This is a genomic window from Streptomyces sp. NPDC051963, assembly GCF_044593495.1.
GTDB lineage: Bacteria > Actinomycetota > Actinomycetes > Streptomycetales > Streptomycetaceae > Streptomyces.
Genome location: NZ_JBIUCC010000008.1, coordinates 586111 through 610363 on the forward strand (window position 1 = coordinate 586111; position 24253 = coordinate 610363).

24 protein-coding genes are annotated in these 24253 nt (G+C 70.9%); 14 read left to right on the forward strand and 10 right to left on the reverse strand.

Going from position 1 to position 24253, the window contains the following annotated elements; translation table 11 throughout:
- The first annotated feature begins 38 nt into the window (after positions 1-38).
- From ACIHFB_RS34120 to ACIHFB_RS34140, 5 genes are all read left to right on the forward strand, one after another.
- Positions 39-536, forward strand: coding sequence for an ATP-binding protein (locus tag ACIHFB_RS34120; protein WP_400128940.1), 498 nt, complete (start codon positions 39-41; stop codon positions 534-536).
- Between the two features lie 118 nt (positions 537-654).
- Positions 655-1332, forward strand: coding sequence for an LPXTG cell wall anchor domain-containing protein (locus ACIHFB_RS34125; RefSeq protein WP_400128941.1), 678 nt, complete (start codon positions 655-657; stop codon positions 1330-1332).
- A gap of 29 nt (positions 1333-1361) precedes the next feature.
- A complete protein-coding gene (locus ACIHFB_RS34130; protein WP_400128970.1) occupies positions 1362-2216 on the forward strand; it encodes a hypothetical protein in 855 nt (284 codons plus the stop codon).
- Complete coding sequence (locus ACIHFB_RS34135) at positions 2213-3301, forward strand: hypothetical protein (protein WP_365276610.1); 1089 nt, start codon at positions 2213-2215, stop codon at positions 3299-3301. Before ACIHFB_RS34130 ends, ACIHFB_RS34135 begins: the two co-directional genes overlap by 4 nt.
- A gap of 62 nt (positions 3302-3363) precedes the next feature.
- Positions 3364-4683, forward strand: coding sequence for a hypothetical protein (locus tag ACIHFB_RS34140; RefSeq protein WP_400128971.1), 1320 nt, complete (start codon positions 3364-3366; stop codon positions 4681-4683).
- 108 nt (positions 4684-4791) lie between these two features.
- Here the strand turns inward: ACIHFB_RS34140 and ACIHFB_RS34145 are convergent, their stop codons facing one another.
- The gene (locus tag ACIHFB_RS34145) at positions 4792-6288 is read right to left on the reverse strand and encodes an oligopeptide:H+ symporter (RefSeq protein ID WP_365276613.1); all 1497 of its coding nucleotides are present in this window, start codon (positions 6286-6288) and stop codon (positions 4792-4794) included.
- Positions 6289-6791: 503 nt separating this feature from the next.
- On the opposite strand from ACIHFB_RS34145, the gene ACIHFB_RS34150 reads away from it, so the two are divergent.
- Both ACIHFB_RS34150 and ACIHFB_RS34155 read left to right on the forward strand, forming a co-directional pair.
- On the forward strand, positions 6792-7469 hold the full coding sequence (locus ACIHFB_RS34150; RefSeq protein ID WP_037748267.1) for a response regulator transcription factor: 678 nt from the start codon (positions 6792-6794) through the stop codon (positions 7467-7469).
- Between the two features lie 13 nt (positions 7470-7482).
- A complete protein-coding gene (locus ACIHFB_RS34155; RefSeq protein ID WP_365276617.1) occupies positions 7483-8760 on the forward strand; it encodes an ATP-binding protein in 1278 nt (425 codons plus the stop codon).
- 32 nt (positions 8761-8792) lie between these two features.
- On the opposite strand, the gene ACIHFB_RS34160 is transcribed toward ACIHFB_RS34155, so the two are convergent.
- A complete protein-coding gene (locus tag ACIHFB_RS34160) occupies positions 8793-9356 on the reverse strand; it encodes a GtrA family protein (protein ID WP_365276620.1) in 564 nt (187 codons plus the stop codon).
- 163 nt (positions 9357-9519) lie between these two features.
- Here ACIHFB_RS34160 and ACIHFB_RS34165 point away from each other — a divergent pair, with 163 nt between their 5' ends.
- From ACIHFB_RS34165 to ACIHFB_RS34180, 4 genes are all read left to right on the forward strand, one after another.
- Positions 9520-10659, forward strand: a complete 1140-nt coding sequence (locus ACIHFB_RS34165) for a 5-(carboxyamino)imidazole ribonucleotide synthase (RefSeq protein WP_365276622.1) — start codon at positions 9520-9522, stop codon at positions 10657-10659.
- Complete coding sequence (gene purE / locus ACIHFB_RS34170) at positions 10656-11234, forward strand: 5-(carboxyamino)imidazole ribonucleotide mutase (protein ID WP_365276626.1); 579 nt, start codon at positions 10656-10658, stop codon at positions 11232-11234. Before ACIHFB_RS34165 ends, purE begins: the two co-directional genes overlap by 4 nt.
- A gap of 5 nt (positions 11235-11239) precedes the next feature.
- Positions 11240-12418, forward strand: a complete 1179-nt coding sequence (locus ACIHFB_RS34175; protein ID WP_365276629.1) for a dipeptidase — start codon at positions 11240-11242, stop codon at positions 12416-12418.
- Between the two features lie 128 nt (positions 12419-12546).
- Complete coding sequence (locus tag ACIHFB_RS34180; RefSeq protein ID WP_400128942.1) at positions 12547-13668, forward strand: dipeptidase; 1122 nt, start codon at positions 12547-12549, stop codon at positions 13666-13668.
- Here ACIHFB_RS34180 and ACIHFB_RS34185 read toward each other — a convergent pair whose 3' ends face one another.
- From ACIHFB_RS34185 to ACIHFB_RS34215, 7 genes are all read right to left on the reverse strand, one after another.
- Complete coding sequence (locus ACIHFB_RS34185; protein WP_365276633.1) at positions 13669-14070, reverse strand: VOC family protein; 402 nt, start codon at positions 14068-14070, stop codon at positions 13669-13671. It lies immediately after the preceding gene.
- A 25-nt stretch (positions 14071-14095) separates the two neighbouring features.
- Entirely contained in the window at positions 14096-14809 is a 714-nt protein-coding gene (locus ACIHFB_RS34190; RefSeq protein ID WP_400128943.1) for a cupredoxin family copper-binding protein, read from the reverse strand.
- On the reverse strand, positions 14806-15315 hold the full coding sequence (locus ACIHFB_RS34195; RefSeq protein WP_400128944.1) for a hypothetical protein: 510 nt from the start codon (positions 15313-15315) through the stop codon (positions 14806-14808). The genes ACIHFB_RS34190 and ACIHFB_RS34195 overlap by 4 nt, the downstream gene beginning before the upstream one ends.
- Before the next feature lie 113 nt (positions 15316-15428).
- A complete protein-coding gene (locus tag ACIHFB_RS34200) occupies positions 15429-16421 on the reverse strand; it encodes a cupredoxin family copper-binding protein (protein ID WP_365276642.1) in 993 nt (330 codons plus the stop codon).
- Between the two features lie 28 nt (positions 16422-16449).
- On the reverse strand, positions 16450-17823 hold the full coding sequence (locus ACIHFB_RS34205; protein ID WP_365276644.1) for a copper resistance protein CopC: 1374 nt from the start codon (positions 17821-17823) through the stop codon (positions 16450-16452).
- Entirely contained in the window at positions 17820-18482 is a 663-nt protein-coding gene (locus ACIHFB_RS34210; RefSeq protein WP_365276647.1) for a hypothetical protein, read from the reverse strand. The genes ACIHFB_RS34205 and ACIHFB_RS34210 overlap by 4 nt, the downstream gene beginning before the upstream one ends.
- A 259-nt stretch (positions 18483-18741) precedes the next feature.
- Entirely contained in the window at positions 18742-20085 is a 1344-nt protein-coding gene (locus ACIHFB_RS34215) for a UDP-glucose/GDP-mannose dehydrogenase family protein (protein WP_365276649.1), read from the reverse strand.
- Positions 20086-20260: 175 nt separating this feature from the next.
- Between ACIHFB_RS34215 and ACIHFB_RS34220 the strand changes: the two genes are divergently transcribed.
- The 3 genes from ACIHFB_RS34220 to ACIHFB_RS34230 all read left to right on the forward strand — a co-directional run bounded on the left by ACIHFB_RS34220 (position 20261) and on the right by ACIHFB_RS34230 (position 22838).
- Positions 20261-21418: an acyl-CoA dehydrogenase gene (locus ACIHFB_RS34220; RefSeq protein WP_365276652.1), complete on the forward strand. Its 1158-nt coding sequence runs from the start codon at positions 20261-20263 to the stop codon at positions 21416-21418.
- 150 nt (positions 21419-21568) lie between these two features.
- The gene (locus ACIHFB_RS34225) at positions 21569-22360 is read left to right on the forward strand and encodes an SAM-dependent methyltransferase (protein ID WP_365276655.1); all 792 of its coding nucleotides are present in this window, start codon (positions 21569-21571) and stop codon (positions 22358-22360) included.
- A gap of 112 nt (positions 22361-22472) precedes the next feature.
- Positions 22473-22838, forward strand: coding sequence for a four-helix bundle copper-binding protein (locus ACIHFB_RS34230; RefSeq protein WP_365276657.1), 366 nt, complete (start codon positions 22473-22475; stop codon positions 22836-22838).
- Positions 22839-22915: 77 nt separating this feature from the next.
- Here the strand turns inward: ACIHFB_RS34230 and ACIHFB_RS34235 are convergent, their stop codons facing one another.
- The gene (locus ACIHFB_RS34235; RefSeq protein WP_365276660.1) at positions 22916-24184 is read right to left on the reverse strand and encodes an LCP family protein; all 1269 of its coding nucleotides are present in this window, start codon (positions 24182-24184) and stop codon (positions 22916-22918) included.
- Positions 24185-24253 lie beyond the last annotated feature (69 nt).

Below are 24253 nucleotides of genomic sequence, written 5' to 3' on the forward strand. Positions count from 1 at the left end.
TGAATCGTGAACTGGTGAATCGGTGAGGTGAAGCGCTGATGAGCACCACCCGGCCCCACTCGCCGGGCGACCGCGGCCCCGAGCCAAGCGGCGCGGAGCCCGGCGGCGCTTCGGGGGCGCCAGGGGGCCGACAGGTCCGCCGGCTGAGTTTTGCCGGCGCGAGCGGGATCGTTCCGCTCGCCCGTGATTTCACTCGGCAGGCGTTGCACGAGTGGGGTTGGATGCCGGCCGCGACCGCCGACCAGCGGGCGGCCGCGGAGGACGTTCTGCTGGTCGTCTCCGAGCTGGTCACCAATGCGTGTCTGCATGCCGAAGGACCGGACGAGATGCTGATCGCCTGCGACAACAAGGTGATCCGTATCGAGGTCTCCGACCGGGGTGCGGGTCAGCCCGCGCCGCGGACTCCGCATCGCGCGGGGCGGCCCGGTGGGCACGGGATGTTCATCGTGCAGCGGCTCTGCCTGGACTGGGGAGTCGTACGGACTTCCGGGGCGGCCGGTAAGACCGTGTGGGCCGAGCTGGGGGCGCCCGCGTAACCGGCGCCCTCCATCGGCACACTTCCAACACTCCCTTTGTCTTCCCTCCTTACACGCCCCGGCGTACCTTGACGGCTCGATCTGATGTGCCGTCAGGAACTCGAGAGGGAGCGGAACCGTGTCGTACCGGAAACGAACCGCCGCGCTCGCGTCCGTCGCGGCCCTGGCCGGCTCGGCGGTGCTGATGGCCGCCCCCGCAGCCCGGGCCGAGGTCGTCGACGTCAACTACCAGTGCAAGACGCCGATCGGTGACAAGTCCGCCGTATCGCCGATCGACATCAAGGGCGTCGAGAGCGGCAGCGGCTACAAGATCACCATGTCGTGGCAGAAGGGCGTCTCGTCCAGCCCGGTCGAACTGGGCAAGGGAGCGATGAACCCGAGCGCCACCATCAAGCTGGGCGGCGCCGACAGCGGCACGATGTCCGTCACCGGGCCCGCCAACCAGGAAGCGATTCCCGCCAACACCCCCATCAAGATCAATGACTTGACGGGCACCTACACCCCGAAGAAGACCGGCAAGGTCACCTTCACGGCGGCCATCCTCACCATCAAGGCGCTCGGCACGACGACGACCTGCACCCCGTCCAACAGCCCCGGCCCCTCCCTGACCCTCGACGTCACGGCCGCCGAGGGCGCCACCGGCTCCACCCAGTCCGGCGCCGACTCCGGTGCCGAACTTCCGCAGACCGGCCCCGAGGACTCGGCCATCGCCCTCGGCACCCTCGGCGGCACGGTGCTGCTGGCGGGAGCGGCGGGCGCGCTGTGGCTGACGCGGAGGAACCAGACGGCGCGCTGACCGTCGTCGCACGACTGTTGGAGCCGCCGATGTCGTCCGCCTACCGTGTCCTGATCCTCGCTGCTCTCGTCCTGGTGGGTGCCGCCCCGGCCGCCTCCGCCGCCGAGGCATGGTCCCTCGCGCCCTCCGGCGGTGGGCGGCCGTCCTTCTACGCCGAGGGTGCGCCCGGGACGGTTCTCCAGGACACGGTGTCCGTGCTCAACCGGAGCGGGGAGCCGGTCACCGTGCGGCTGCGCGGGACCGGGCTCGCGGTCGCCTTCACCGACGGCTCGGTCCGGGTGCCCGCCCGTACGCGCGCCGATGTCCCCTTCACCGTGAGCGTTCCGGCGGGGGCCGCGCCCGGCGATCTCGCGGGCGCGATCGTCGCGCGTGACGGCGACGGGCGTTCGGGGACGGTGGCGCTGCGGCTGCGGCTGCGGGTGGTCGGGCCCACGCTGTCCGCGCTGACCGTCGAGCACCTGACGGTGGGCGCCACCGGTATCTCGTACGAGCTGGTCAACCGCGGTACGACCACCCTCGTCCCGACGCTCGCCGTCCGCGCCGACGGCGCCTTCGGCCGCCGCGTCCTCGACCGCGCCCCGCGGACCCTCCCCGTCGAACTGGCCCCCGGGCGCCGCGTGAAGCTCACCGAGCCGTGGGCCGACCGGCCGGCCCTCGACTCGGTCGACGTGCGGCTGACGGTGACGGCGGCGGGCGGGGCGCGTGACGAGGCGGGGGCGTCGGTGTGGTGCGTGCCGTGGGGTGCGGTGGCGGGAGGAGTGGGTGCGGTGGCCGCGTTCGGTGCGCTGGCAGTCGTACGACGTCGAAGGCGCCGTACGGACGCAGGCGACGCGGTGCCCGAACCCCCGCGTACGGAGGTCGAGTTGACGGGAGCGGTGACGTGAGCGGCAAGGTGCGGATCTCGGTGCTCGTCGCGGTGCTCGCGCTCCTTGTGGCGCCCCTGGTGGCACCGGCGGCCGCGGCGGAGAAGCCCGCCGTCGAGTTGTCCAAGTCGCAGGCGGGGACCGGGGGTTCGATCACCGTCACCGGGAGCGGCTGGCGGGCGCGGGCGCTGCTGATGATCCTGATCTGCGGGCAGTCCGTACCGTCCCGTGGAGTGATCGGCGGGACCAACTCCTGTGCCAACGCGGACGGGCGGGCGGTGACGACGGACGGTGAGGGCCGGTTCGAGCGGAAGCTGCCGGTCGCCGAGCCGCCGGTGCCGTGTCCCTGCGTGGTGCATGTCGCCACCGTGACCGGGGCGAAGGCCGAGGCGGACGCCGTCTTCCAGGTCGCCGGGCATGCGGTGGAACCCCTGCCCGCGGAGGCGGCCGGCGGGCGGCTGTCGGTGCTGACGGACACGCGGCTCGACGGGTCCGGTGGGCTGCTCACCTGGTTCGGGGCGCCGCCCACGCGCTCGCTCGTCTTCACCGTCGGCAATGTCGGCACCTCCACCATCAAGAACCCGGTCTTCCAGGTCGGCACCTCGCACGGTGTGTTCGCCCCCGAGTGGCAGGACCAGCAGTGGCGCGGCACCGTCGGGCCCGGCCGGAAGGCGCGCATCGAGCTGCCGGTCGAGCTGTCCGGCGGTGCGCACGGCGACTACACCGTCTCGCTCAAGTACGGCGGGAAGGTCCTCGCCGAGCAGCCCTGGGGCGTGGGCCGGCCGTGGGGCGTGACCCTGTTCTGGGTCCTGGTCTGCCTGGTCGTTCCGGCGGCGGTGTTCCGCGTCGGGATGGCGGTGGTGGACCGGGTGCGGCCGCGTCGCAGCACCGGGCGCGGACGGCTCCGTATGCCCGAACTCTCCCTGCACCTGCCCAAGTTGACCGCGTCCGCCACGGGGCGCGACGTATCCACCACTTCGACTTCGACCTCGACCCTGCCGTGGTTCACCCCGGACGCCGATCCGGGCACGGCCGGTCAGCTCTCCGCACCGCACGACGACAGTCCGACGAGTCCTACGACTCCCACCAGGAAGGGACAGACGTGAGCAAGCCAAGGAGAGTCACACCGGCCCGCGGACGCAGAACGGGCGCGGCGGGCGTCGCCATGATGCTGGGCGGCGCGGGCATCCTGATCGGCGTCACCGCCGCGCCCGCCCAGGCCGCCGAGGTGTCGTACGCCACCGAGTGCATCCCGCCGGCGATCTCCGGACTGCCGCCGGTCCAGGGCACGACGAAGGTGGAGATCACCGCGCCCGCCGAGGCCAAGGTCGGCGACGAGGTCGAGATCACCTGGAAGTTCGTCCAGGCCGCCTCCAAGAACCCCGACATCCTCGACCTGGAGAAGGACACCGTCCAGCCGACCGGGACCCTCAAGGCGGCGGGTGCCCAGACCGGGAACATCGCGATGGAGGGACCGCGGACCAATCCGCCGATCCCCAAGAACAGCGACATGAAGCTGTCCGACATGAAGGGCAAGCTGAAGCTCACGGCGGCCGGAGAGGTGACGCTGACGCCCGAGGCGTACAACATCAACGTCAACAAGCCGATCTCCACGGACACCAAGTGCTCCCCGAAGGAGACGGTGCAGAAGGCCGCGACCATCAAGGTGACGGACGGCGGCGGGAGTTCGGGCGGTACGACGGGAGGGTTGCCGACGGGGCTGCCGACGCTGCCGACCGGACTGCCCACGGGATCCTCGCCGTCACCCAGTGAGAGCGAGACGGGCGGCGACACGGGCGGTGGGTCCGCCGGCGGTTCCGACACCGGAGGCTCCAGCACCGGCGGGGACGACGGCGGCCAGACCGACTTCACGGGCAAGGAGGTCCAGGTCCCGTACAAGTGCAAGACGCCCATCGGAGACAAGGAAGCGACCTCGCCGGTGCAGATCAACGCCAAGAAGGACGGCGGGAGTTTCGACCTCATGGTGCAGTTCAAGAAGTCGGTGATGGACAGTCCCGCCGACATCCCGGCGGACTCGGTCAAGCCGTCGATGGAGGTGGCCCTGGGCGGCGCCGACACCGGCACGGTCCATGTGGAGGGTCCCACCAACGCCGAGCCCATCGAATCGGGCGACCCGATCGAGATCCCGGACCTGACCGGCACCTACAAGCCGGGCGCGAGCGGCGAGTCGACGCTGTCGCCGGGCGTCCTCACGATCGAGGCCCTCGGTACGACCACGACCTGCACGCCGGCCAAGTCGGAGGTCTCCCTGACCCTGGACACCACCGAGCAGGCGAGCGGCGCCTCGGGCGGCGGCTCCGGTTCGGCCGGTTCGGCCTCCGGCGGCGGTTCGTCGACGGACGGCGGCCTCGCCGCCACGGGCTCCGACGAACACGGCATCCTGAAGGCCCTGGCACTGGTGGCGGGGACGGCCGTCCTCCTGGGCGGCGCGGTGTTCACGTTCATGCCGCGACGCAGGCTCCGCTAGCGGGCCCCCAGGGGCGAGGGGAACCGCGCACGTCCCCGAAACGCACGGAGGGCGCTGCACCCACGTGGATGCAGCGCCCTCCGTCGGCTCAGCCGGGCCGGGCAGGTCTCAGTTGACGTTGCCCATCAGTTCCTTGACCTTCTTGCGGTACATCCACACCGCGACACCGGCGATGACGGCGAGCGTGGCCTCCAGGGCCACGATGCCCGTCTTGTTGAGGTCGACGCCGGCGATGGAGAGCAGACCGGTCGTGGCGTCACCGGCGGTGACGGCCAGGAACCAGACGCCCATCATCTGGGAGGCGTACTTCGCGGGGGCCATCTTCGTGGTGACCGACAGGCCCACCGGGGAGACCGTCAGCTCACCGACGGTCTGGACGAAGTAGATCGCCGCCAGCCACAGCGCCGCCGCCTTGTGACCGCCCTCGGCGATCGACAGCGGGGCCAGGAAGAGGAAGAAGGACGCGCCGACCAGGACCAGGCCCGTCGCGAACTTCGCCGCCGTGCTCGGCTCCTTGCCGCGCCGGGCCAGCGCCAGCCACAGCCAGGCGAAGACCGGCGCCAGCGCCATGATCATGACCGGGTTGACCGACTGGTACCAGGAGACCGGGAACTCCCAGCCGAAGACGGAGTTGTCGGCGGAGGACTCGGCGAACAGCGACAGCGTCGAGCCACCCTGGTCGTAGATCATCCAGAACACGGCCGCGGCCACGAAGAACCAGATGTACGCGGTCAGCTTCGACTGCTCGGCACGGTCCAGCTCCTTGTCCCGCTTCATCCGGGCGATCACCATGATCGGGATGATCAGGCCGGCGAGCGTGATCGGGACCAGCAGCCAGTTCAGCGTGTAGACGCCGGAGACGCCGACGACGGCGTAGAAGACGATCGCGACGGCCGCCCAGAAGCCCGCCTTGCGCAGCGTCGCCGCCTTCTGCTCGGCGGTCAGCGGCGTCGGGACGATGTCCGAGCGGGAGCTCAGGTGCCGGCTGCCGAGCAGGAACTGGGCGAGACCCAGGCCCATGCCGAGCGCGGCGAGCGCGAAGCCCAGGTGCCAGTTCACGTTCTCACCGACGGTGCCGATGATCAGCGGAGCGGCGAACGCGCCGACGTTGATGCCGATGTAGAAGAGCGTGAACCCACCGTCGCGGCGCGGGTCGTCCGGGCCGTCGTAGAGGTGCCCGACCATCGTCGAGATGTTGGCCTTCAGCAGACCGGAACCGATCGCGACCAGACCGAGGCCCGCGAAGAAGCTGCCGGACCAGGGGAGAGCCAGGGTGAGGTGGCCGAGCATGATGATCCCGCCCGCGACGGCGACCGTCTTGCGGGGGCCGAGCACGCGGTCCGCGAACCAGCCGCCCGGGAGGGCGAGCAGGTACACGAGCGACAGGTACACCGAGTAGATCGCGGTCGCGGTGGTCGCACTGAGGTGCAGGCCGCCGGGGGCCACCAGGTACAGCGGGAGCAGGGCCCTCATGCCGTAGTAGGAGAACCGCTCCCACATCTCGGTCATGAACAGAGTGGCCAGTCCGCGGGGGTGGCCGAAGAAGGTCCATCCGGAACCGGGGGTGCCCGGCTCAAAGGATTCCTTCGTCAGGCTGGACGCCATGGTCGATCCTTGCTGGTCGGGACGCGCTCGAAGAGCGATGCGCGCCCGGTGGGGGGCGGCCGGCACCGGCCGGGACAGTCCGTCCACCCCCACGCCCACGGGGAGTCCGCTCCGGGTCACGGAACGGTGAACGGTGCCCACCGGGATCCACGCCCCCACCGACTGGGGGCCCGGCCACAGGTCATTCCTTTCAGGGCTGGCCGGGGCCAGCCCGCACACAAAAGAGACCTTCAGCGTCAAATACTCGCCAAAGGTCCCCGCGGTGCTACAGGCGTTCGTTCACCATAAGGCAGGACACCGCCGGATATGGAAGGACTTGAGACACGGATCACAGGTGTCGGCGGAACCGCAAGCATACTTTCCAAGGTCTCCATGACATTCGCATCCCAGAGCCGCAGGTTCGGCCGGGAGAGTCCACAGGTAAGAATCGTTCCATGGGACGGTAAGAATCCGGCTCGCCGATCACACCCCGGCTCTTGTCATCCGCGGACTACCATCACTTCATGACCCGTGTACTGCTCGCCGAGGACGACGCGTCCATCTCGGAGCCGCTGGCCCGCGCCCTGCGCCGGGAAGGGTACGAGGTCGAGGTGCGTGAGGACGGACCCACCGCGCTCGACGCCGGCATCCAGGGCGGCATCGACCTGTGTGTCCTGGACCTCGGCCTGCCCGGCATGGACGGCCTGGAAGTGGCCCGCCGGCTGCGTGCCGAAGGCCACACCGTCCCGATCCTCATCCTCACCGCGCGCGCCGACGAGGTGGACACCGTCGTCGGCCTGGACGCCGGCGCCGACGACTACGTCACCAAGCCCTTCCGGCTCGCCGAGCTGCTCGCCCGGGTACGGGCCCTGCTGCGGCGCGGCGCCGCCGAGCCGCAGCAGCCGCCCGCCACGCACGGCGTGCGCATCGACGTCGAGTCGCACCGCGCGTGGATGGGCGACGAGGAACTCCAGCTCACCGCCAAGGAGTTCGACCTGCTGCGGGTCCTCGTGCGGGACGCCGGACGGGTCGTCACGCGCGACCAGCTGATGCGCGAGGTCTGGGACACCACCTGGTGGTCGTCGACCAAGACCCTCGACATGCACATCTCCTGGCTGCGCAAGAAACTCGGCGACGACGCGGCGAACCCCCGGTACATCGCCACCGTGCGGGGCGTCGGCTTCCGCTTCGAGAAGAGCTGAGTAGTACGCGTCCATGCGCCGTCGACTGATCCAGTCCACGCTCGCCGTGGTGCTCGTCGTGATCGCCGTCTTCGGCGTCTCCCTCGTGATCGTCGAGACCCGGACGATCAGCAGCACCGCGCAGGAGCGCGTGGACTCCGAGGCGATCCGGCTCGCCAGCATCGTGGACAGCCGGCTGATCGCCACCGGGGCCGTCACGGCCGACGTGCTGCGCGAACAGGTGCCGGCCGAGCGCTACGCCGTGATCCGCATCCCGGGCCGGCAGCCCATCGAGATCGGCACCAAGCCCTCCGGCGACACCATCAGCGCCACCCGCAAGGGCGAGCAGAAGGAGACGGTCACCGTCCAGGAGCCGCGATCCGTGGTGACCCGCGAGGTCTGGCGGACGCTGCTGATCATCGCGGCGGTGGCGCTGCTGGCGGTCATCGCCGCCGTGCTGCTCGCCGTACGGCAGGCCAATCGGCTCGCCTCACCGCTCACCGACCTCGCCGAGACCGCCGAACGGCTCGGCTCCGGGGATCCGCGGCCCCGGCACAAGCGCTACGGCGTCCCGGAGCTGGACCGTGTCGCGGACGTGCTGGACGGCTCCGCCGAGCGGATCGCCCGCATGCTGACCGCCGAACGCCGGCTGGCCGCCGACGCCTCCCATCAGCTCCGTACGCCGCTCACCGCGCTGTCCATGCGGCTGGAGGAGATCACCCTCACCGACGATCCGGACACGGTGAAGGACGAGGCCACGATCGCGCTGGCGCAGGTGGAACGGCTGACGGACGTGGTCGAGCGGCTGCTCACGAACTCCCGCGACCCCCGCACCGGCTCCGCCGTCACCTTCGACCTCGACGAGGTCATCCAGCAGCAGCTCGCCGAGTGGCGGCCCGCCTACCGCAGCGTGGGGCGGGCGATCGTCAGCTCCGGCAAACGGCATCTGCACGCCGTGGGGACACCGGGTGCGGTGGCACAGGTGCTGGCCGCACTGATCGAGAACTCGCTCATGCACGGCGGCGGCACGGTCGCGCTGCGTACACGCGTCACCGGTAACCAGGCCGTGGTCGAGGTCACGGACGAGGGGCCGGGGGTGCCCGCCGATCTCGGGGCGCGGATCTTCGAGCGGGCGATCAGCGGGCGGAACTCCACGGGCATCGGGCTCGCGGTGGCCCGGGATCTGGCGGAGGCCGACGGGGGGCGACTGGAGATGCTCCAGGCCGCGCCGCCGGTGTTCGGACTGTTTCTGTCGCGTACGGCGACGAAGAAGTCCGGGGCGACGGGGGATTCGGAGCCGACGGTTCGATAGGCCGTCGAGCTGCGGGCATGCGGGCCGCCCGACTACAGGGAGCGGCGCCCCGCTGCCGCCGGTGCCGGACGCTCCTCCGCCGGCGACCCCTTGCGCTGCTCCGTCAGGAACGATTCCGCGTCGGAGATCGCTTCCTTCGCCGGGAGGGTCTTGAAGACCCAGGTGCGGTAGGACCAGAAGCGGAAGAGGGTGGCGACGCCGATGCCGAGGAACTTGAAGACGTTGCTCTGGAGGGGGCTGTCCCAGCCGAAGCCGTAGGTCGCCGCGTAGAGCACGCCGTTCTCGATGACCAGGCCGACCGCGCTGAACAGCAGGAACAGGGTCAGTTCCTTGGTACGGCCGCTCTTGTCACGGTCGCGATACGTGAAGTAACGGAACCCGACGTAGTTGAAGACGATCGCCACCACCGTCGCGATGACGCTCGCCCGCACCACCTGGAGGTCGGTGACATGCCGTACCAGGTTGAACACGAGGAGGTTGACCAGGAGCCCCGCGCCACCCACCGCCCCGAACTTGGCGATCTCACGCCCGAGCCGGTCGATGCGCTGTCGCAGCGCTTGGGGGGCCGAATGAAGCCCCGAGGAACCATGTCCCATGGTCGTGCAGGCCCCCATCGGGTCGAATTCGTCAACGCAGCCATGCTAACCACCCCCCATGGCAAACGCCTGTGGGCCGGAGCACACCCAGGGGAAAGGCAGCGGAAAGCCTTGGGAAAGGCGCGGAAACCGGCCGCGGTGGCGTGACCGATACCCTGGGGTCGTGACGTTCCCGGTAGTCGGCATGGTCGGCGGAGGCCAGCTCGCTCGTATGACACACGAGGCAGGCATCCCGCTAGGCATCAGGTTCAAGCTCCTCAGTGACACCCCTCAGGATTCCGCGGCGCAGGTCGTCGGTGATGTCGTCATCGGCGACTACCGCGACCTGGACACGCTGCGCGCCTTCGCACGCGGCTGTGACGTGATCACCTTCGATCACGAGCACGTCCCGACGGAGCATCTGCGGGCCCTCGAAGCGGACGGCATCCCCGTCCGCCCCGGCCCCGACGCGCTCCAGCACGCCCAGGACAAGGGCGTGATGCGCGCGAAGCTCGACGCGATCGGCGTGCCCTGCCCACGGCACCGCATCGTCGGCGATCCGCAGGACGTCGTCGCGTTCGCGGATGAGGGCGACGGCTTCCCCGTCGTCCTGAAGACCGTCCGCGGAGGCTACGACGGCAAGGGCGTGTGGGTCGTACGGACCGTCGAGGAAGCGGCCGAGCCCTTCCGCGCCGGCGTGCCCGTCCTCGCCGAGGAGAAGGTCGACTTCGTCCGGGAGCTGGCCGCGAACGTCGTACGGTCGCCGCACGGTCAGGCGGTCGCGTACCCCGTCGTGGAGTCCCGCCAGGTCGACGGCGTCTGCGACACCGTCATCGCGCCCGCCCCCGACCTCGACCGCCATCTCGCCCTGCGCGCCGAGGAGATGGCGCTGCGCATCGCCAAGGACCTGGACGTCGTCGGCCACCTCGCCGTCGAGCTGTTCCAGACCCGCGACGGCCGCATACTCGTCAACGAACTGGCCATGCGCCCCCACAACTCCGGTCACTGGACCCAGGACGGCGCGATCACCAGCCAGTTCGCCAACCATGTCCGCGCGGTCCTCGACCTGCCCCTCGGCGACCCGCGCCCCCGCGCGAAGTGGACCGTCATGGTCAACGTCCTCGGCGGCGACTACCCCGACATGTACTCCGCGTACCTGCACTGCATGGCCCGCGACCCCCAGCTGAAGATCCACATGTACGGCAAGGACGTGAAGCCCGGCCGCAAGGTGGGCCACGTCAACACTTACGGCGACGACCTCGACGACGTGCTGGAGCGCGCCCGTCACGCTGCCGGCTACCTGAGAGGCACGATCACCGAATGAGCCCCGCTCACCCGTCGCCCGACCACCACCCCTCAACGAGCGCTGACGCGCGCCCCTTTCCTTTGGTCGGCATCGTCATGGGGTCGGACTCCGACTGGCCCGTCATGGAGGCCGCCGCGCAGGCCCTCGACGAGTTCGAGATCGCCTACGAGGTCGACGTCGTCTCCGCGCACCGTATGCCGCGCGAGATGGTGACGTACGGGGAGCAGGCCGCCGAGCGCGGCCTCAAGGTGATCATCGCCGGCGCGGGCGGCGCCGCCCATCTGCCCGGCATGCTCGCCTCGGTCACCCCGCTGCCGGTCATCGGCGTCCCCGTGCCGCTGAAGTACCTCGACGGCATGGACTCGCTGCTGTCCATCGTGCAGATGCCGGCCGGCGTCCCGGTCGCGACGGTCTCCGTCGCCGGCGCCCGCAACGCCGGTCTCCTCGCCGCCCGTATCCTCGCCACCCACGACGAGGAACTCCTCGGCCGGATGCGGGATTTCCAGCAGGACCTGAACGACCAGGCCACCGAGAAGGGCCGGCGCCTGCGCGCCAAGGTCGAGGGCACCAACGGCTTCGGCTTCAGGAAGTGACGGCCATGACCTCACTGGAGGAAGCCCGGGAGTTGCTGCGCGACTTCCCGGTCGTCGACGGGCACAACGACCTGCCCTGGGCGCTGCGCGAGCAGGTGCGCTACGACCTCGACGCCCGTGACATCGCGACCCACCAGAACGCCCATCTGCACACCGACATCCCGCGGCTGCGGGAGGGCGGTGTCGGTGCGCAGTACTGGTCGGTGTACGTCCGCGCCGACCAGCCCGAGCCCGTGGCGGCGACGCTGGAACAGATCGACTGCGTACGGCAGTTGCTGGCGCGTTATCCGAAGGACCTGAGGCCCGCGACGACGGCCGCCGACATGGAGGCGGCGCGCGCGGAGGGCCGGATCGCGTCGCTGATGGGCGCCGAAGGCGGCCACTCCATCGCCAACTCCCTTGCCACGCTACGGGCGTTGTCGGCGCTCGGCGTGCGCTACATGACCCTCACCCACAACGACAACGTGGACTGGGCGGACTCGGCGACGGACGATCCCGGCGTCGGGGGTCTGTCGGCCTTCGGCCGTGCGGTGGTGCGGGAGATGAACCGCGAGGGCATGCTCGTGGACCTCTCGCACGTGGCGGCGACGACGATGCGGGACGCGATGGACGCGACCCTGGCGCCGGTGATCTTCTCCCACTCGTCGTCGAGGGCCGTCTGCGACCATCCGCGCAACATCCCCGACGACGTGCTGGAGCGGCTGGCCGGCAACGGCGGCATGGCGATGGTGACGTTCGTGCCGAAGTTCGTGCTCCAGGCGGCCGTGGACTGGACGGCCGCCGCGGACGACAACATGCGCGCGAACGGCTTCCACCATCTCGCCACCACGCCCGAGGCGATGAAGGTCCACCGTGACTTCGAGGAGCGGCACCCGCGCCCGGTCGCCACCGTGTCCACGGTCGCCGACCACCTCGACCACATGCGCGAGGTCGCCGGCATCGACCACCTCGGCATCGGCGGCGACTACGACGGCACGGCCTTCACCCCCGACGGGCTGAACGACGTCTCCGGCTACCCGAACCTGATCGCCGAGCTCCTCGACCGCGGCTGGTCGAAGCCCGACCTCACCAAGCTGACCTGGCAGAACGCGGTACGGGTACTGGGCGCCGCCGAGGACGTGGCCCGCGAGGTCCGGGCGACCCGGGGGCCGTCCAACGCGACCATCGGGGAACTGGACGGCTGATCGCCGACCTGGTCCGGTCCCGGGAGTCGTGGTCGTACCCCCGAACGCACCGCCCACCAGGAAGCGCCCTCGGCGGCGTGCGACGGTGACCGTATCCCCCGGGACGATCACGACGTACGGAGCCCGCCATGGCAGACCTCCAGGACGAAGTGCACACGACGAGCGACGTCGACGGGCCGTTCGAGGACGAGGCCTTTCCGGCGGACCCGGCGGAGCCCTTCGTGTCGGTGTCCGACCCGGACACCGACCCCCTGGAGCGGGCGCACGCCATCCTCGCCGCGCACCCTGTGGCCGACGGCTACAGCGGGCTGCCGTGGGCGCTGCGGCACCTGCCCTGGTACGACCTGGAGACAGGTGAGGCGGCCGTCGACACGGACATGCCGCGGCTGCGCGAAGGGCATGTGGGTGCGCTGTTCTGGTCGCTGCACCTGCCCGAGGGCATGGACGGCGACCGGGCCGTCGGGGCCACGCTGGAGCAGCTCGACCTGGTGCGGGCGGTGGTCCGTACCCACCCCGAGGGCCTGCGTCTGGCCTGCACCGTCGGGCAGACCACGGACGTCCGCCGGTGCGGCCGGGTCGCCGTGCTGCTGGGCCCCGCCGACGCGGCCGCCGTCGGCGACTCGCTCGGCATCCTGCGCTCCCTGTGCGCGCTGGGCCTGCGCGTCCTCACCCTGTCCCGGGTGTCCTGGGCGAGCGAGGCCGGGCTCACCCGGTTCGGCGAGGAGGTCCTGCGGGAGATGAACCGGCTCGGCGTGCTCGCCGACCTCTCCGGCGCCTCCGGGGAGACCCTCCGCCGTGCCTTGACGGTCTCCAAGTCACCCGTTCTCTGCACCCGTTCCGCCGCTCACGCCCTGCGCCCGCACCCGGCCAACCTCCCCGACGACCTGCTCGTCGAGCTGGGGGAGGCCAAGGGCCTGTGCATGGTGCCGCTGACCGCCAAGCAGACCGGCCCGGCCGTCCGCGACGTCGCCGACCACCTCGACCATGTGCGGGCGCTCGCGGGCCCCGAGTCCGTCGGCCTGTCCGGCACGTACGACGTCGGCACCGCCCACCCGCTCGAACTCGCCGACGCCTCCTGCTATCCGCGCCTCATCGCCGAGCTCCTCGGCCGAGGCTGGCCGGAGGCCGATATCACCCTGCTGACCTGGGGAAACGTACAGCGGGTCCTGCGCAGTGCCGACTTCACGGCCCGCGCCACACAGCAGCGCCGCGAGCCGTCGACGGCGAAGATCGCCGAGCTGGACGGGTGATCAGGCCTCCGGGATCATGCACAGGCAGAACGGGTGCCCCGCCGGGTCGGCGAACACCCGGAAGTCCTTCTTGCCGCCCTCGTCGTCCAGGTCCAGCGGCCGCGCTCCCAGCGTCAGCACCCTCTCCTGAGCGGCGTCGACGTCGGCCCAGCTGGGCCCCGCGTCGAAGTCCAGATGGAACTGCTGTCCGTTCCGGTCCGCCCGCGGCCACTGGGGCGGGGTGTAGCCGTGGGAGTACTGGAAGCCCAGTCGGGGACCCCCGGGCACCTGGAGCACGACCCACTCCGGGTCCTCCTCGTCCACTTCGGGCGTACCCCCCGCGACCTGCGCGTAGAAGCCGGCCAGCGCGCGCGGATCGGGGCAGTCGAGGACGACGTTGCGCAGACGTGCCACGGGTGCCATGAGGTTTCTCCTCGTCAGCTCTCGATCAGGTCTCGTCCCTCCCGCGCGGAGCGGCCGCCCGGGAGCCCACCAACAGTAGGCACAGTACGGCGACCCCGGCGACGATCCCGCTCAGCAGGAGCAGCGGGTCCAGGGGCCGTGCCGAGGCGACGGGCTGCGTCTGCGGGGCCGCCGCGGCCGCCGAGGGGGACGTGGCCGGCACGGCCGGGGCGGCGGTGGTCGTGGGCATGACCATGGACGGGGTCGGGGTCGGGGTCGAGGAGGGCGATGCCGGTGCCTTGCTCGTCGCCGTCGGCCTGGCCGGGGCCGTCGTCCGGTGCTCGTCGTGTCCCTGGCCCGAGGCGGTCTCCTGGTGCGTGTGGGTGGGCGCGGGCGCCGCGGTGGTGGCGGGTGCCGCCGCCCGGACCGTGATCCCGGCCGTCATGTCGGGGTGCACGGTGCAGTAGTAGCCGTACGCACCGGCGGTGCCGAAGGTGAAGCTCCAGCTCTCGCCCTTGTCCAGCATGGGGGAGTGGATCGACACCGGGCCCGAGGTGGTCTTCACGTCGTGCGGTGCCGTGTCCTGGTTGGTCCAGGTCACCGTGGACCCGGCGGGGACGGTGAGGTTCGCGGGGGAGAAGGCGTACCCCTGCATCGTCACCCGGTACGTGGCCGCCGACGCCTCGCCGGGCACGGCCACCGGGAGCGCGGCGAGAGCGAGTACGGCCGCCGGCAGGGCCGCCCGCCGTGCCGTCCTCATGCGAACTCCGCGGCGAGAAGCAGCCGCAGCCGGGTGGCCGGGCGCAGCAGGCCGAGGCGGAACCCGGTCGCCCGGCGCAACAGCCGGTACGGCAGCCGGGCGGTGCCCACGACGAGCAGCCGGTCGTCGGCACACTCCACGACGCGCAGGCGCAGCAGGGCGGGGAAGAGGATCCCGCGCAGCTCCAGGTCACCGGTCAGCTGCAACCGGCGTCCGCCGTCGAGGGGTTCGACGTCCTCGGACGTGAGCGCGACCGGGGCGCCGGACCGGTCCAGTCCCTCGAACTCGAAGCGCAGGGCGGGGCGTTCGGCATCGTCGGGCACGGTCAGTGCGGCCGAGGTGAGGGTGATGCGCCGGCGCCGGGTGGGCAACGGGCCGTACCAGGCGGTGAGTTCGACGAGCGAGCGGCCGGGGGCCACGGTGTACCGGCCGGGCAGGGGCAGCCCGGTCGCCGAGTCGCGTGACTCCGGCGGGGGCGGGACGGTGGGCAGGGTGACGGTCGTCATCCCGGATCTCCTTGGAAGCGGTTCCCGAGGTATGGCGGAGGTGTGGAGAATGGGGCGGGCGCCGGTCCGGCCGACTGAGCCTCGGCCGGACCGGCGTCCACCTTCGGGGAGGGTCAGCAGCTGCCGGTGATGAAGTCCTCGGTGGGCGCGAGCATGTGCTCGGCCCAGACCGTGTGCATCTTCACGTAGCTGTCGACGTCGAGCAGATCGGTGATCTGCTGCCCGAGCGACTCCTCCAGGTGCGCCGAGTTGATGTGGGCCAGCAGCACGCTGAGCGTGTCGTCGAGGACCGTGCCGCCGCCTTCGACGGCGGGCTTGAGGATGCTCTCGACCCACACCGTGTGCATCTTGATGTACGAGTCGAGCGCCAGCGCGTCCTGCACCTGCTGCCCCGGGGACTGCTCCAGGTGCGCCGAGTAGAGGTGCTGGAGGATCGGCAGCAGCACGTTCTGGACGCTGGTGCACTGCTCGTCGCCGCCGTCACCGGTGCCGCCCGTGGCCGTCGGGGTGGCCGTCGGCCCGGTGGTCGGGGTGCCGGTCGGTGTCGCCGTGGGAGTGGCGGTGGGCGTCGATGTCGGCGTGGCGGTGGGCGTGGGTGCGGGCGTCGATCCGCCGCCGTCGGACGGCTCGACGACCTTCACCGACGCCACCATGTCCGGGTGCACCGCGCAGTAGTACTCGTAGGTCCCGGCCTTGGTGAAGGTGTACGACCACGAATCGCCCTGCTCCAGCGTCCCCGAGTCGAAGGACACCGGGGCCTTCGTCGTGGTGACCGTGTGCGGCGCGCTGTCGTGGTTGGTCCACTGGACCGTCTGGCCGACCTCGACGACGAGCTGCTTCCCGTCGCCGTACTTGTAACTCATGATGTCGACCTGGTAGTCGGCAGCGGCGGCAGCGGCCGGCTGGGCCTCGGCAGCGGCGGCGACGGGCGCCTGAGCCGCGCCCGCTGCCTCCTTGGAGGCTGCCGTCGTGGAACCCGAGGCCGCGCTCAGCAGCCCGAGGCTGAGGACGGCCGCCAGGGCCGCGCCGAGTCCCGCGACGAGCAGGGACCGGTTCCCGACCGGCGACCTGCGCCGCCGGTCACCGGTCTCATTACTACTTTTCACTTCAACTCCTAATTGTTTCCAGGGGAGTTCAGCGGCCGGGATCGGCCGTGACCAGCAGACTCGTCACGGCGAGTACGACGAGGACGAGCCCCGTCTCCGCCGCGACCGAGAAACCGAAGGGCCGCATGGTGGCGGCGTCGCCGCGCAGCAGCACGGCGAGATCGAGGCGGGTGCGCACCCACTGGCGGCTGCACTGGGCGGCCACCAGGACGGCGCCGAGCACGGCCGTCTTGATCAGCAGCAACTGCCCGTACGAGGTGTGCAGCAGGGCGTCGTACGACCCCACTACCTGCCAGGCCAGTACCAGCCCGGCGGCGGCGATAGCGGCGACCGAGACGGCCGCGAGCCGTGAGTAGCCGGACACCACCGCCGCCAGTTCGCCGGGTTCGCGGCGCGGCAGCACGGCCACCGTGAGCATCACCAGGCCGCCGATCCACAGGGCGGCGCCGAGAAGGTGGACGAGATCGGCGATCGCGCCCCAGGTCGGCTCGGTGCCCTCGGCGTTGTGGCCCCGCATGCCGGTCGTGCGGAGCAGGCCCAGGGCCACGGCGAGGGCGCCCACGCGCCAGCCCGGTGAGCGGGAGGTGCCCGCGCCGCCCTGGAGCAGCGCGCTCAGCACCACGGCCGCGAGCACCCACAGCAGACCGCGCGCGGCGAGTGCGATGCCGGGCTCGGTGGTGAGGACGTCGGCGTAGGTCGCCGGGCGCAGCGCGTCCCGCACGCCGCCGAAGGAGGCGTACGCGCCCTGGAGCCCGATCGCCGCGATCGTCGACAGCAGCCCGCACGCCCAGGCCGGCCCGAGCAGTGCCCGGGCCCGGGGTTCGTCCGCGCCGCGCGGCCACAGCAGTGCGACGAAGGCGAGCCCTCCGATGAACAGGGCCAGCGAGAGGTACCCGGCCCAGCGGGCGGCGACGAGGCTCTTCCGCACCAGGGGTGAGGGGGAAGGTGCGGTGGCCTCGTCGCCGCGGTCCTGGGCGGCCGCCGCCCCCGCCGCCCCCGCCGCGCTCGCCGCGGTCCCCGCGCTCTCCGCGCCGACGGCGAAGGTGAGCCGGCCGGAGGAGGCGTGGCCGTCCTCCTCGTCGACGACGGACCAGACGACGGCGAGTTCACCGTCCGCGGGACTGCCGAGGGACACCCGCACGGTGTCGGTGCCGCCCTGCGGCGCACGGGCCACGGGGAGCCGGTCGCCGTCGAGGGTCATGGCGCGGACGTCGGTGAGCCCGACGGGTTCGTCGAAGACGAGGGTGAGGTGGTCGGGGGCCTTGGCGAGTTCCGTGCCGTCCTTGGGGGTCGAGCGGACCAGCTCGGTGTGGGCGGCGGCGGGGGCCGCGCCGAACAGGGCGTACAGGAGCGGCGTGAGGAGGAGCAGGAGGAGGGCGCGGCGGCGGGTCGTGCGGGTCATGGGGTGGCCTCCGGCAGCGGGGAGGCGCCGGTGACGCCGAGCAGGCCGGTGGTGGTCCCCGTGATGCCGAGCAGCCCGGTGGGGGCGACGAGGCCGATGCAGGGGGAGGCGGCGGGCTCGGGGGTCTCGTCGTCCGCGCCTTCGTCCGTGCCGTCGAGGAGGCCGAACACCGACTCGGTGAGGCCGGTGAGCAGCGGTGCCACGAGATGCACCTCGCCGTCCTCGCAGGTGTCGTCCCCCTGCGGCGGCTCCGTGGGCGCGGAGCCCGACGGGGAGGGGGACGGGGCGGGCGAGGTGCCGGGCGCGGTCGGGGTGGTGTGGTCGTGTCCGGAGCCGTCGCCGCCGGACCCCGTGCCGCTGTCGTGCCCGGTGTGCGCGCCGCTTCCTCCGGGCGCCGGGATCACCCCGCCGCCCACCGGTACCCCGGCGCCCGGAACCACGGGTGCCAAGTCCCCGGGAGCGGTCGTGGAGCCGCTCGGCGGGGCGGTGGCCGCGGGCGGTGACGAGGGGGGAGCGGCGGCCTCGACGGCGCCGGGGGCGGAGGACGGGCCGATGCCCGACGCGTAGCCGAGCACGATCACCACCGCCCCGACGAGGGCCCCGGCGACGAACTCGTCCCGATGGTCCCTCGGCCACTGCGCCCTGCGGAACAAGGGCATGATCACTCACTCCTGGCATGGTCCGGTCATTCCGGTCAGCGAATGTGGACCATTGGGGGGTGGCGCGGATTCCGCATGGCTACGCGGCAGTTAAGCGCTTGTTGCCTGCCTCTCTTTCGGGTGGGGGTGCACTGTGAGAAGGGGCGACACCGACGCCAATGCGCGCATTGCGTCCGTGAAGAAATCGGGTTGAGGGCACACCAATTCCCTCACATTGCTCGAATTGAATTCGAACCCGAGACCGCCCGGAATTCCTCCGTCAGGCCGTCGGACGCCCCATCGCCCGGTACGACCATCCGGCCCGCCGCCACAGCTCCGGGTCGAGGGCGTTGCGCCCGTCGAGCAGCACACGGGCCGTGGCGACCTCGCCGAGCGCGGCCGGGTCCAGCTCGCGGAACTCCCGCCACTCGGTGAGGTGCAGGACGACATCGGCGCCCCGGACGGCGTCGACGGCGGTATCCGCGTACCCGAGCGTCGGGAAGAGCCTGCGGGCGTTCTCCATGCCCTTCGGGTCGTAGACCGTGACCTGGCCGCCCTGGAGGTGTATCTGCCCGGCGACGTTCAGCGCGGGCGAGTCGCGGACGTCGTCCGAGTCGGGCTTGAAGCTGGCGCCGAGCACGGCGACCCGCTTGCCGAGGAAGGAGTCGCCGCCGAGCGCCTCCCGCGCCATCTCGACCATCTGGCCGCGGCGCCGCATGTTGATGGAGTCGATCTCGCGCAGGAAGGTCAGCGCCTGGTCCGCCCCCAGCTCACCGGCGCGTGCCATGAACGCCCGGATGTCCTTGGGCAGACAGCCGCCGCCGAAGCCGATCCCGGCCCGCAGGAACTTCCTTCCGATCCGGTCGTCGTGCCCGATCGCCTCGGCGAGCTTGGCGACATCGCCGCCCGCCGCCTCGCAGACCTCCGCCATGGCGTTGATGAAGGAGATCTTGGTCGCCAGGAAGGAGTTCGCGGAGGTCTTCACCAGCTCGGCGGTCGGGAAGTCGGTGACGACGAAGGGCGCGCCCTCGGCGATCGGCGTGGCGTACACCTCGCGCAGCAGCTTCTCCGCCCGCTCGCTGTGTACGCCGACGACGAGCCGGTCGGGATGCAGCGTGTCCTCGACGGCGAAGCCCTCGCGCAGGAACTCCGGGTTCCAGGCCAGCTCCGCGTCCGCACCGGCCGGCGCGTGCTCGGCGAGGTAGGCAGCGAGGCGCTCGGCGGAGCCGACGGGGACGGTGGACTTGCCGACGACGAGGGCGGGGCCGGTCAGGTGCGGGGCGAGCAGCTCGAAGGCGCTGTCGACGTAGCTCATGTCGGCCGCGTACTCGCCGTGCCGCTGCGGGGTGTTCACGCACACGAAGTGGACGTCGCCGAACGCGGCCACCTCGGCCCAGTCCATGGTGAAGCGCAGCCGGCCGGAGGATCCCTCGATCCCGGCCACGTGCTTGCGGAGCAGGTCCTCCAGGCCCGGCTCGTACATCGGGACCTCGCCGCGCTTGAGCATCTCGACCTTCGCGGGCACGACGTCCAGGCCCAGCACCTCGAACCCCAGCTCGGCCATGGCCGCGGCGTGTGTGGCGCCGAGATAGCCGGTGCCGATCACGGTGATCTTGAGGGCCATGGGGTGCTCCAGGAGGGTTCGTCGGCAGTGCGGGGCCGAGCATAGTCGGAGGGTCTGACGGGCAACTTTCCCGCTGTCGCCAAGCTCACGTACCCGTCCCGTGGGCCGCCCTCTAAAATTTGGGTTACTTAACGGTAATTAGCGCCAGCATCACAGCTTTGGAGCGTGAGAGACCTTGGCCGGATCGGCTGATTTCGACCTGTACCGCCCGTCCGAGGAGCACGACATGCTCCGTGACGCCATCCGCTCCCTGGCCGAGGCGAAGATCGCGCCGTACGCCGCAGCGGTGGACGAGGAGGCCCGTTTCCCGCAGGAGGCGCTGGACGCGCTGGTCGCGAGCGACCTGCACGCCGTACACGTACCCGAGTCGTACGGCGGCGCGGGCGCGGACGCCCTGGCGACGGTGATCGTGATCGAGGAGGTGGCGCGGGTCTGCGCGTCCTCCTCCCTCATCCCCGCGGTGAACAAGCTGGGTTCGCTCCCCGTGATCCTCTCCGGCTCGGAGGACCTGAAGAAGAAGTACATGACGCCGCTCGCCAAGGGCGACGGGATGTTCTCGTACTGCCTCTCCGAGCCCGACGCGGGCTCCGACGCCGCCGGCATGAAGACGAAGGCGGTCCGCGACGGCGACCACTACGTGCTGAACGGCGTGAAGCGCTGGATCACCAACGCGGGCGAGTCCGAGTACTACACCGTGATGGCCGTGACGGACCCGGAGAAGCGCTCGAAGGGCATCTCGGCCTTCGTCGTCGAGAAGTCGGACGCCGGCGTCTCCTTCGGCGCCCCGGAGAAGAAGCTCGGCATCAAGGGCTCCCCGACCCGCGAGGTCTACCTCGACAACGTCCGCATCCCCGCGGACCGCATGATCGGCGAGGAGGGCACCGGCTTCGCGACGGCGATGAAGACCCTCGACCACACCCGCATCACCATCGCCGCCCAGGCCCTCGGCATCGCCCAGGGCGCCCTCGACTACGCCAAGGGCTATGTCCAGGAGCGCAAGCAGTTCGGCAAGCCGATCGCCGACTTCCAGGGCATCCAGTTCATGCTCGCCGACATGGCCATGAAGATCGAGGCCGCCCGTCAGCTGACGTACGCGGCCGCCGCCAAGTCGGAGCGGGGCGACAAGGACCTCACCTTCCAGGGCGCGGCCGCCAAGTGCTTCGCCTCGGACGTGGCCATGGAGGTCACCACGGACGCGGTCCAGCTGCTCGGCGGCTACGGCTACACCCGCGACTACCCGGTCGAGCGCATGATGCGCGACGCCAAGATCACGCAGATCTACGAAGGAACGAACCAGGTCCAGCGCATCGTGATGGCCAGGAATCTCCCCTAGCGGGACCTCGGCGAGACCCCGGCGGAACCTTGTTGGAACGGTCACAGCCCCCGGAACGCCCCCGGGGGCTGTGACCGTTCCGCACTGCGATCGTCAGGAAAAGTCCGCGAGGGACCCTCATGGGTGCCTTTTCGGCCTTAACTTGGTCGCATGATTGGCTCCTCTCGGTTCCGCACCGACGTGTCGCACTCGGCGCGGATCTGGAACTACTGGCTCGGCGGCATGGGGCACTACCCCGTGGACGCCGAGGTCGGCGACCGGATCCTGTCGCTCGTACCGGCGCTGCCGCGCTCGGCGGTGGCGGACCGGCGCTTCCTGGCGCGTGCGGTGCGGTATCTGGCCGGGGAGGCGGGGATCCGCCAGTTCCTGGACATCGGGACCGGGCTGCCCACCACCGACAACACCCACGAGATCGCCCAGCGGGTGGATCCGTCGTGCCGGATCGTCTGTGTGGACAACGACCCCCTGGTCTTCGCCCACGCGCACGCCCTGCTCAACAGCACGCCGGAGGGGGCCGCCGTCTTCATCGAGGGCGATGTGCACGACCCCGAGGCGATCCTGAGCGAGGCCGCCCGCACGCTGGACCTCAGCCGCCCCGTCGCCATCACCATGCTGGGCATACTGAACTTCGTCCTGCGCACCGACGAGGCCGCCTCCGTCGTACGCCGGCTGCTGGACGCCGTACCCTCCGGCAGCTACCTGGTCGTCTCCCACCCCACCACCGAGGTCGACGCCGAGGCGATGTCCGCGGCGGTGGACTACTGGAACGGCACGGGAACGGCACCGATGACCCTGCGCAGCCGTACCGACCTCGTCCGGTTCTTCGAGGACGTAGAGGTCCTGGAGCCCGGCATCGTGTCCTGCTCCCGCTGGCGCCCCGACGCCGCGGACCGGGAGACCGCCGACGTCACCCACTTCGGCGGCATCGGCAGGAAGCCGTAATCGGCACGACTGGCGGAATACGTACGTCCGTCCCGTGGCGGGGGCGCGCGGAGGGGCGTACGACGGAGGGGCGAGGGTCCGACTTCCGGCCCCGCAACTCCGAGGAGGAACCATGCAGCAGCAGTCCAACACCATGACCGCGATGAGCAAGGAGATGCAGGACTGCGTCGAGGCGTGCATGACGTGCCACAGCATGTGTGAGGAGACCATGAGCTCCTGCATGCAGATGGGCGGTCAGGCCCAGATGCAGATCATGCGCGCGCTCATGGACTGCGCCGAGACGACCCGTATGTGCGCGGACATGATGATGCGCCGCTCGCCCATGTCGGCCGAGATGTGCGCGATGTGCGCCAAGGCCTGCGACATGTGCGCCGAGGCGTGTATGTCCATGCCGGACGACCCCCAGATGATGCGCTGCGCCGAGGCGTGTCGTCGCTGTGCCGAGAGCTGTCGCACCATGGCCGGCGCCAGGATGTGACACCCGCCTGAACGCCATCAAGGGCACCCCGAGGGGTGCCCTTGATGCTGGTGCCCTGCGTGCCCGGGCCCTGCGCCTCAGTTGCCCGAGACGGTGACCGTCTCGTCGTTGTTCAGCTGGCTGACCAGCGTCTTGACCTTGGCCTCGTCCCAGACGAGGTTGCCGCCGGAGGAGCCGGAGATCGGCATGTTCATGGACTTGCCGTCGCCGCCGGTGACGCCTTTCATGGCCCAGAACATGTCGGCCAGGTCCCACAGGCTCATGTCCTTGTCGACGACGAGGGTGTCGAGGCCGGCGCTCATCGTCGGGTAGAGCTTGAAGGGGTTGAGGATCGTGCTCGGCGTCGCGGTCTGGTTGGCCAGCGCCGCGAGGAACTTCTGCTGGTTCTTCGTACGGTCCAGGTCGCTGCCCGCGAGCGCGTACCGGGTGCGGACGAAGGCCAGGGCCTGCTCGCCGTTCAGCGTCTGCTTGCCCGCCTCGAAGTCGGCGCCGGACTTGGTGTCCTTCATCCCGCCCTTGGGGATGTCGATCTCCACGCCGCCGACCGAGTCCACGATGTTGGCGAAGCCCGCGAAGCCGATCTCGACGTAGTGGTCGATGTGCAGGCCCATGTTGGCCTCCACCGTCCGCACCAGCAGCTCGGGGCCGTCCTCGGCGTAGGCCGCGTTCAGCTTCACGTGCCGGCCGGTGCCCTCGTACGTCTTGCCGGACTCGGAGCCGACGAAGGTCGGGATCTCCACGTCCGAGTCACGGGGGAGGGAGATGAGCGTCGGGCCGTTGTCGCCGGTGTGCAGGATCATCATCGAGTCCGTGCGCTTGCCCTCGGCGGAGCCGGTGTGGAGTGCCTTCTTCTCCTCCGCGGACATGCCCTCACGGCTGTCGGAGCCGACGATCAGGTAGTTGGTGCCGTCGCCCGCCTCGGGCCGGTCGATCACCTTCGACAGGTCGACGTCGCGGTTGAGCTTGGAGTCGGCCCAGAAGTACGTGCCGACGGACACCACGACGAACAGCGTCACCAGCGTGATCGCCGTCCACTTGATACGACGGCGCCAGTTCGGCCGGGGGCGCCGGCCGTACTGGTCCTCCGGGCCGCCCGGACCCCCGCCGCCGGGCGAGCCGTAGACCTGGCCGGTGTTGTAGCCGTCGTACCCGTCATCGGTGTAACCGCCGTTGACGTACGACTGCTGCTGCGGGACCCCGCCGTACGCGCCCTGCCCGGGCGGTGCCGCCTGGCCGCGGCGGACCTGCCGCATCACGCGCGCGCCCTCGGGCTGTGCGCTCGCGCTGCCGCGTCCGTACCGGTTGCCGCGGTTCTCGTCGGACCTTGCCTCGGGCCAATCGCTCATGCGCCCCAGTGTGCAGGTCTGCACTGTGTGGCTTACAAGGTTCGTCGGAAAATAAGGTCGCGGCTGTTG

Excerpts from the sequence above, each read along its gene's own strand:
- ACIHFB_RS34120 (WP_400128940.1), top strand. The coding sequence starts at position 39 with ATGAGCACCACCCGGCCCCACTCGCCGGGCGACCGCGGCCCCGAGCCA.
- ACIHFB_RS34130 (WP_400128970.1), top strand. The coding sequence starts at position 1,362 with ATGTCGTCCGCCTACCGTGTCCTGATCCTCGCTGCTCTCGTCCTGGTG.
- ACIHFB_RS34140 (WP_400128971.1), top strand. The coding sequence starts at position 3,364 with ATGCTGGGCGGCGCGGGCATCCTGATCGGCGTCACCGCCGCGCCCGCC.
- ACIHFB_RS34145 (WP_365276613.1), bottom strand. The coding sequence starts at position 6,288 with ATGGCGTCCAGCCTGACGAAGGAATCCTTTGAGCCGGGCACCCCCGGT.
- ACIHFB_RS34150 (WP_037748267.1), top strand. The coding sequence starts at position 6,792 with ATGACCCGTGTACTGCTCGCCGAGGACGACGCGTCCATCTCGGAGCCG.
- ACIHFB_RS34155 (WP_365276617.1), top strand. The coding sequence starts at position 7,483 with ATGCGCCGTCGACTGATCCAGTCCACGCTCGCCGTGGTGCTCGTCGTG.
- ACIHFB_RS34160 (WP_365276620.1), bottom strand. The coding sequence starts at position 9,356 with ATGGGACATGGTTCCTCGGGGCTTCATTCGGCCCCCCAAGCGCTGCGA.
- purE (WP_365276626.1), top strand. The coding sequence starts at position 10,656 with ATGAGCCCCGCTCACCCGTCGCCCGACCACCACCCCTCAACGAGCGCT.
- ACIHFB_RS34175 (WP_365276629.1), top strand. The coding sequence starts at position 11,240 with ATGACCTCACTGGAGGAAGCCCGGGAGTTGCTGCGCGACTTCCCGGTC.
- ACIHFB_RS34180 (WP_400128942.1), top strand. The coding sequence starts at position 12,547 with ATGGCAGACCTCCAGGACGAAGTGCACACGACGAGCGACGTCGACGGG.
- ACIHFB_RS34185 (WP_365276633.1), bottom strand. The coding sequence starts at position 14,070 with ATGGCACCCGTGGCACGTCTGCGCAACGTCGTCCTCGACTGCCCCGAT.
- ACIHFB_RS34190 (WP_400128943.1), bottom strand. The coding sequence starts at position 14,809 with ATGAGGACGGCACGGCGGGCGGCCCTGCCGGCGGCCGTACTCGCTCTC.
- ACIHFB_RS34195 (WP_400128944.1), bottom strand. The coding sequence starts at position 15,315 with ATGACGACCGTCACCCTGCCCACCGTCCCGCCCCCGCCGGAGTCACGC.
- ACIHFB_RS34205 (WP_365276644.1), bottom strand. The coding sequence starts at position 17,823 with ATGACCCGCACGACCCGCCGCCGCGCCCTCCTCCTGCTCCTCCTCACG.
- ACIHFB_RS34210 (WP_365276647.1), bottom strand. The coding sequence starts at position 18,482 with ATGCCCTTGTTCCGCAGGGCGCAGTGGCCGAGGGACCATCGGGACGAG.
- ACIHFB_RS34215 (WP_365276649.1), bottom strand. The coding sequence starts at position 20,085 with ATGGCCCTCAAGATCACCGTGATCGGCACCGGCTATCTCGGCGCCACA.
- ACIHFB_RS34225 (WP_365276655.1), top strand. The coding sequence starts at position 21,569 with ATGATTGGCTCCTCTCGGTTCCGCACCGACGTGTCGCACTCGGCGCGG.
- ACIHFB_RS34230 (WP_365276657.1), top strand. The coding sequence starts at position 22,473 with ATGCAGCAGCAGTCCAACACCATGACCGCGATGAGCAAGGAGATGCAG.
- ACIHFB_RS34235 (WP_365276660.1), bottom strand. The coding sequence starts at position 24,184 with ATGAGCGATTGGCCCGAGGCAAGGTCCGACGAGAACCGCGGCAACCGG.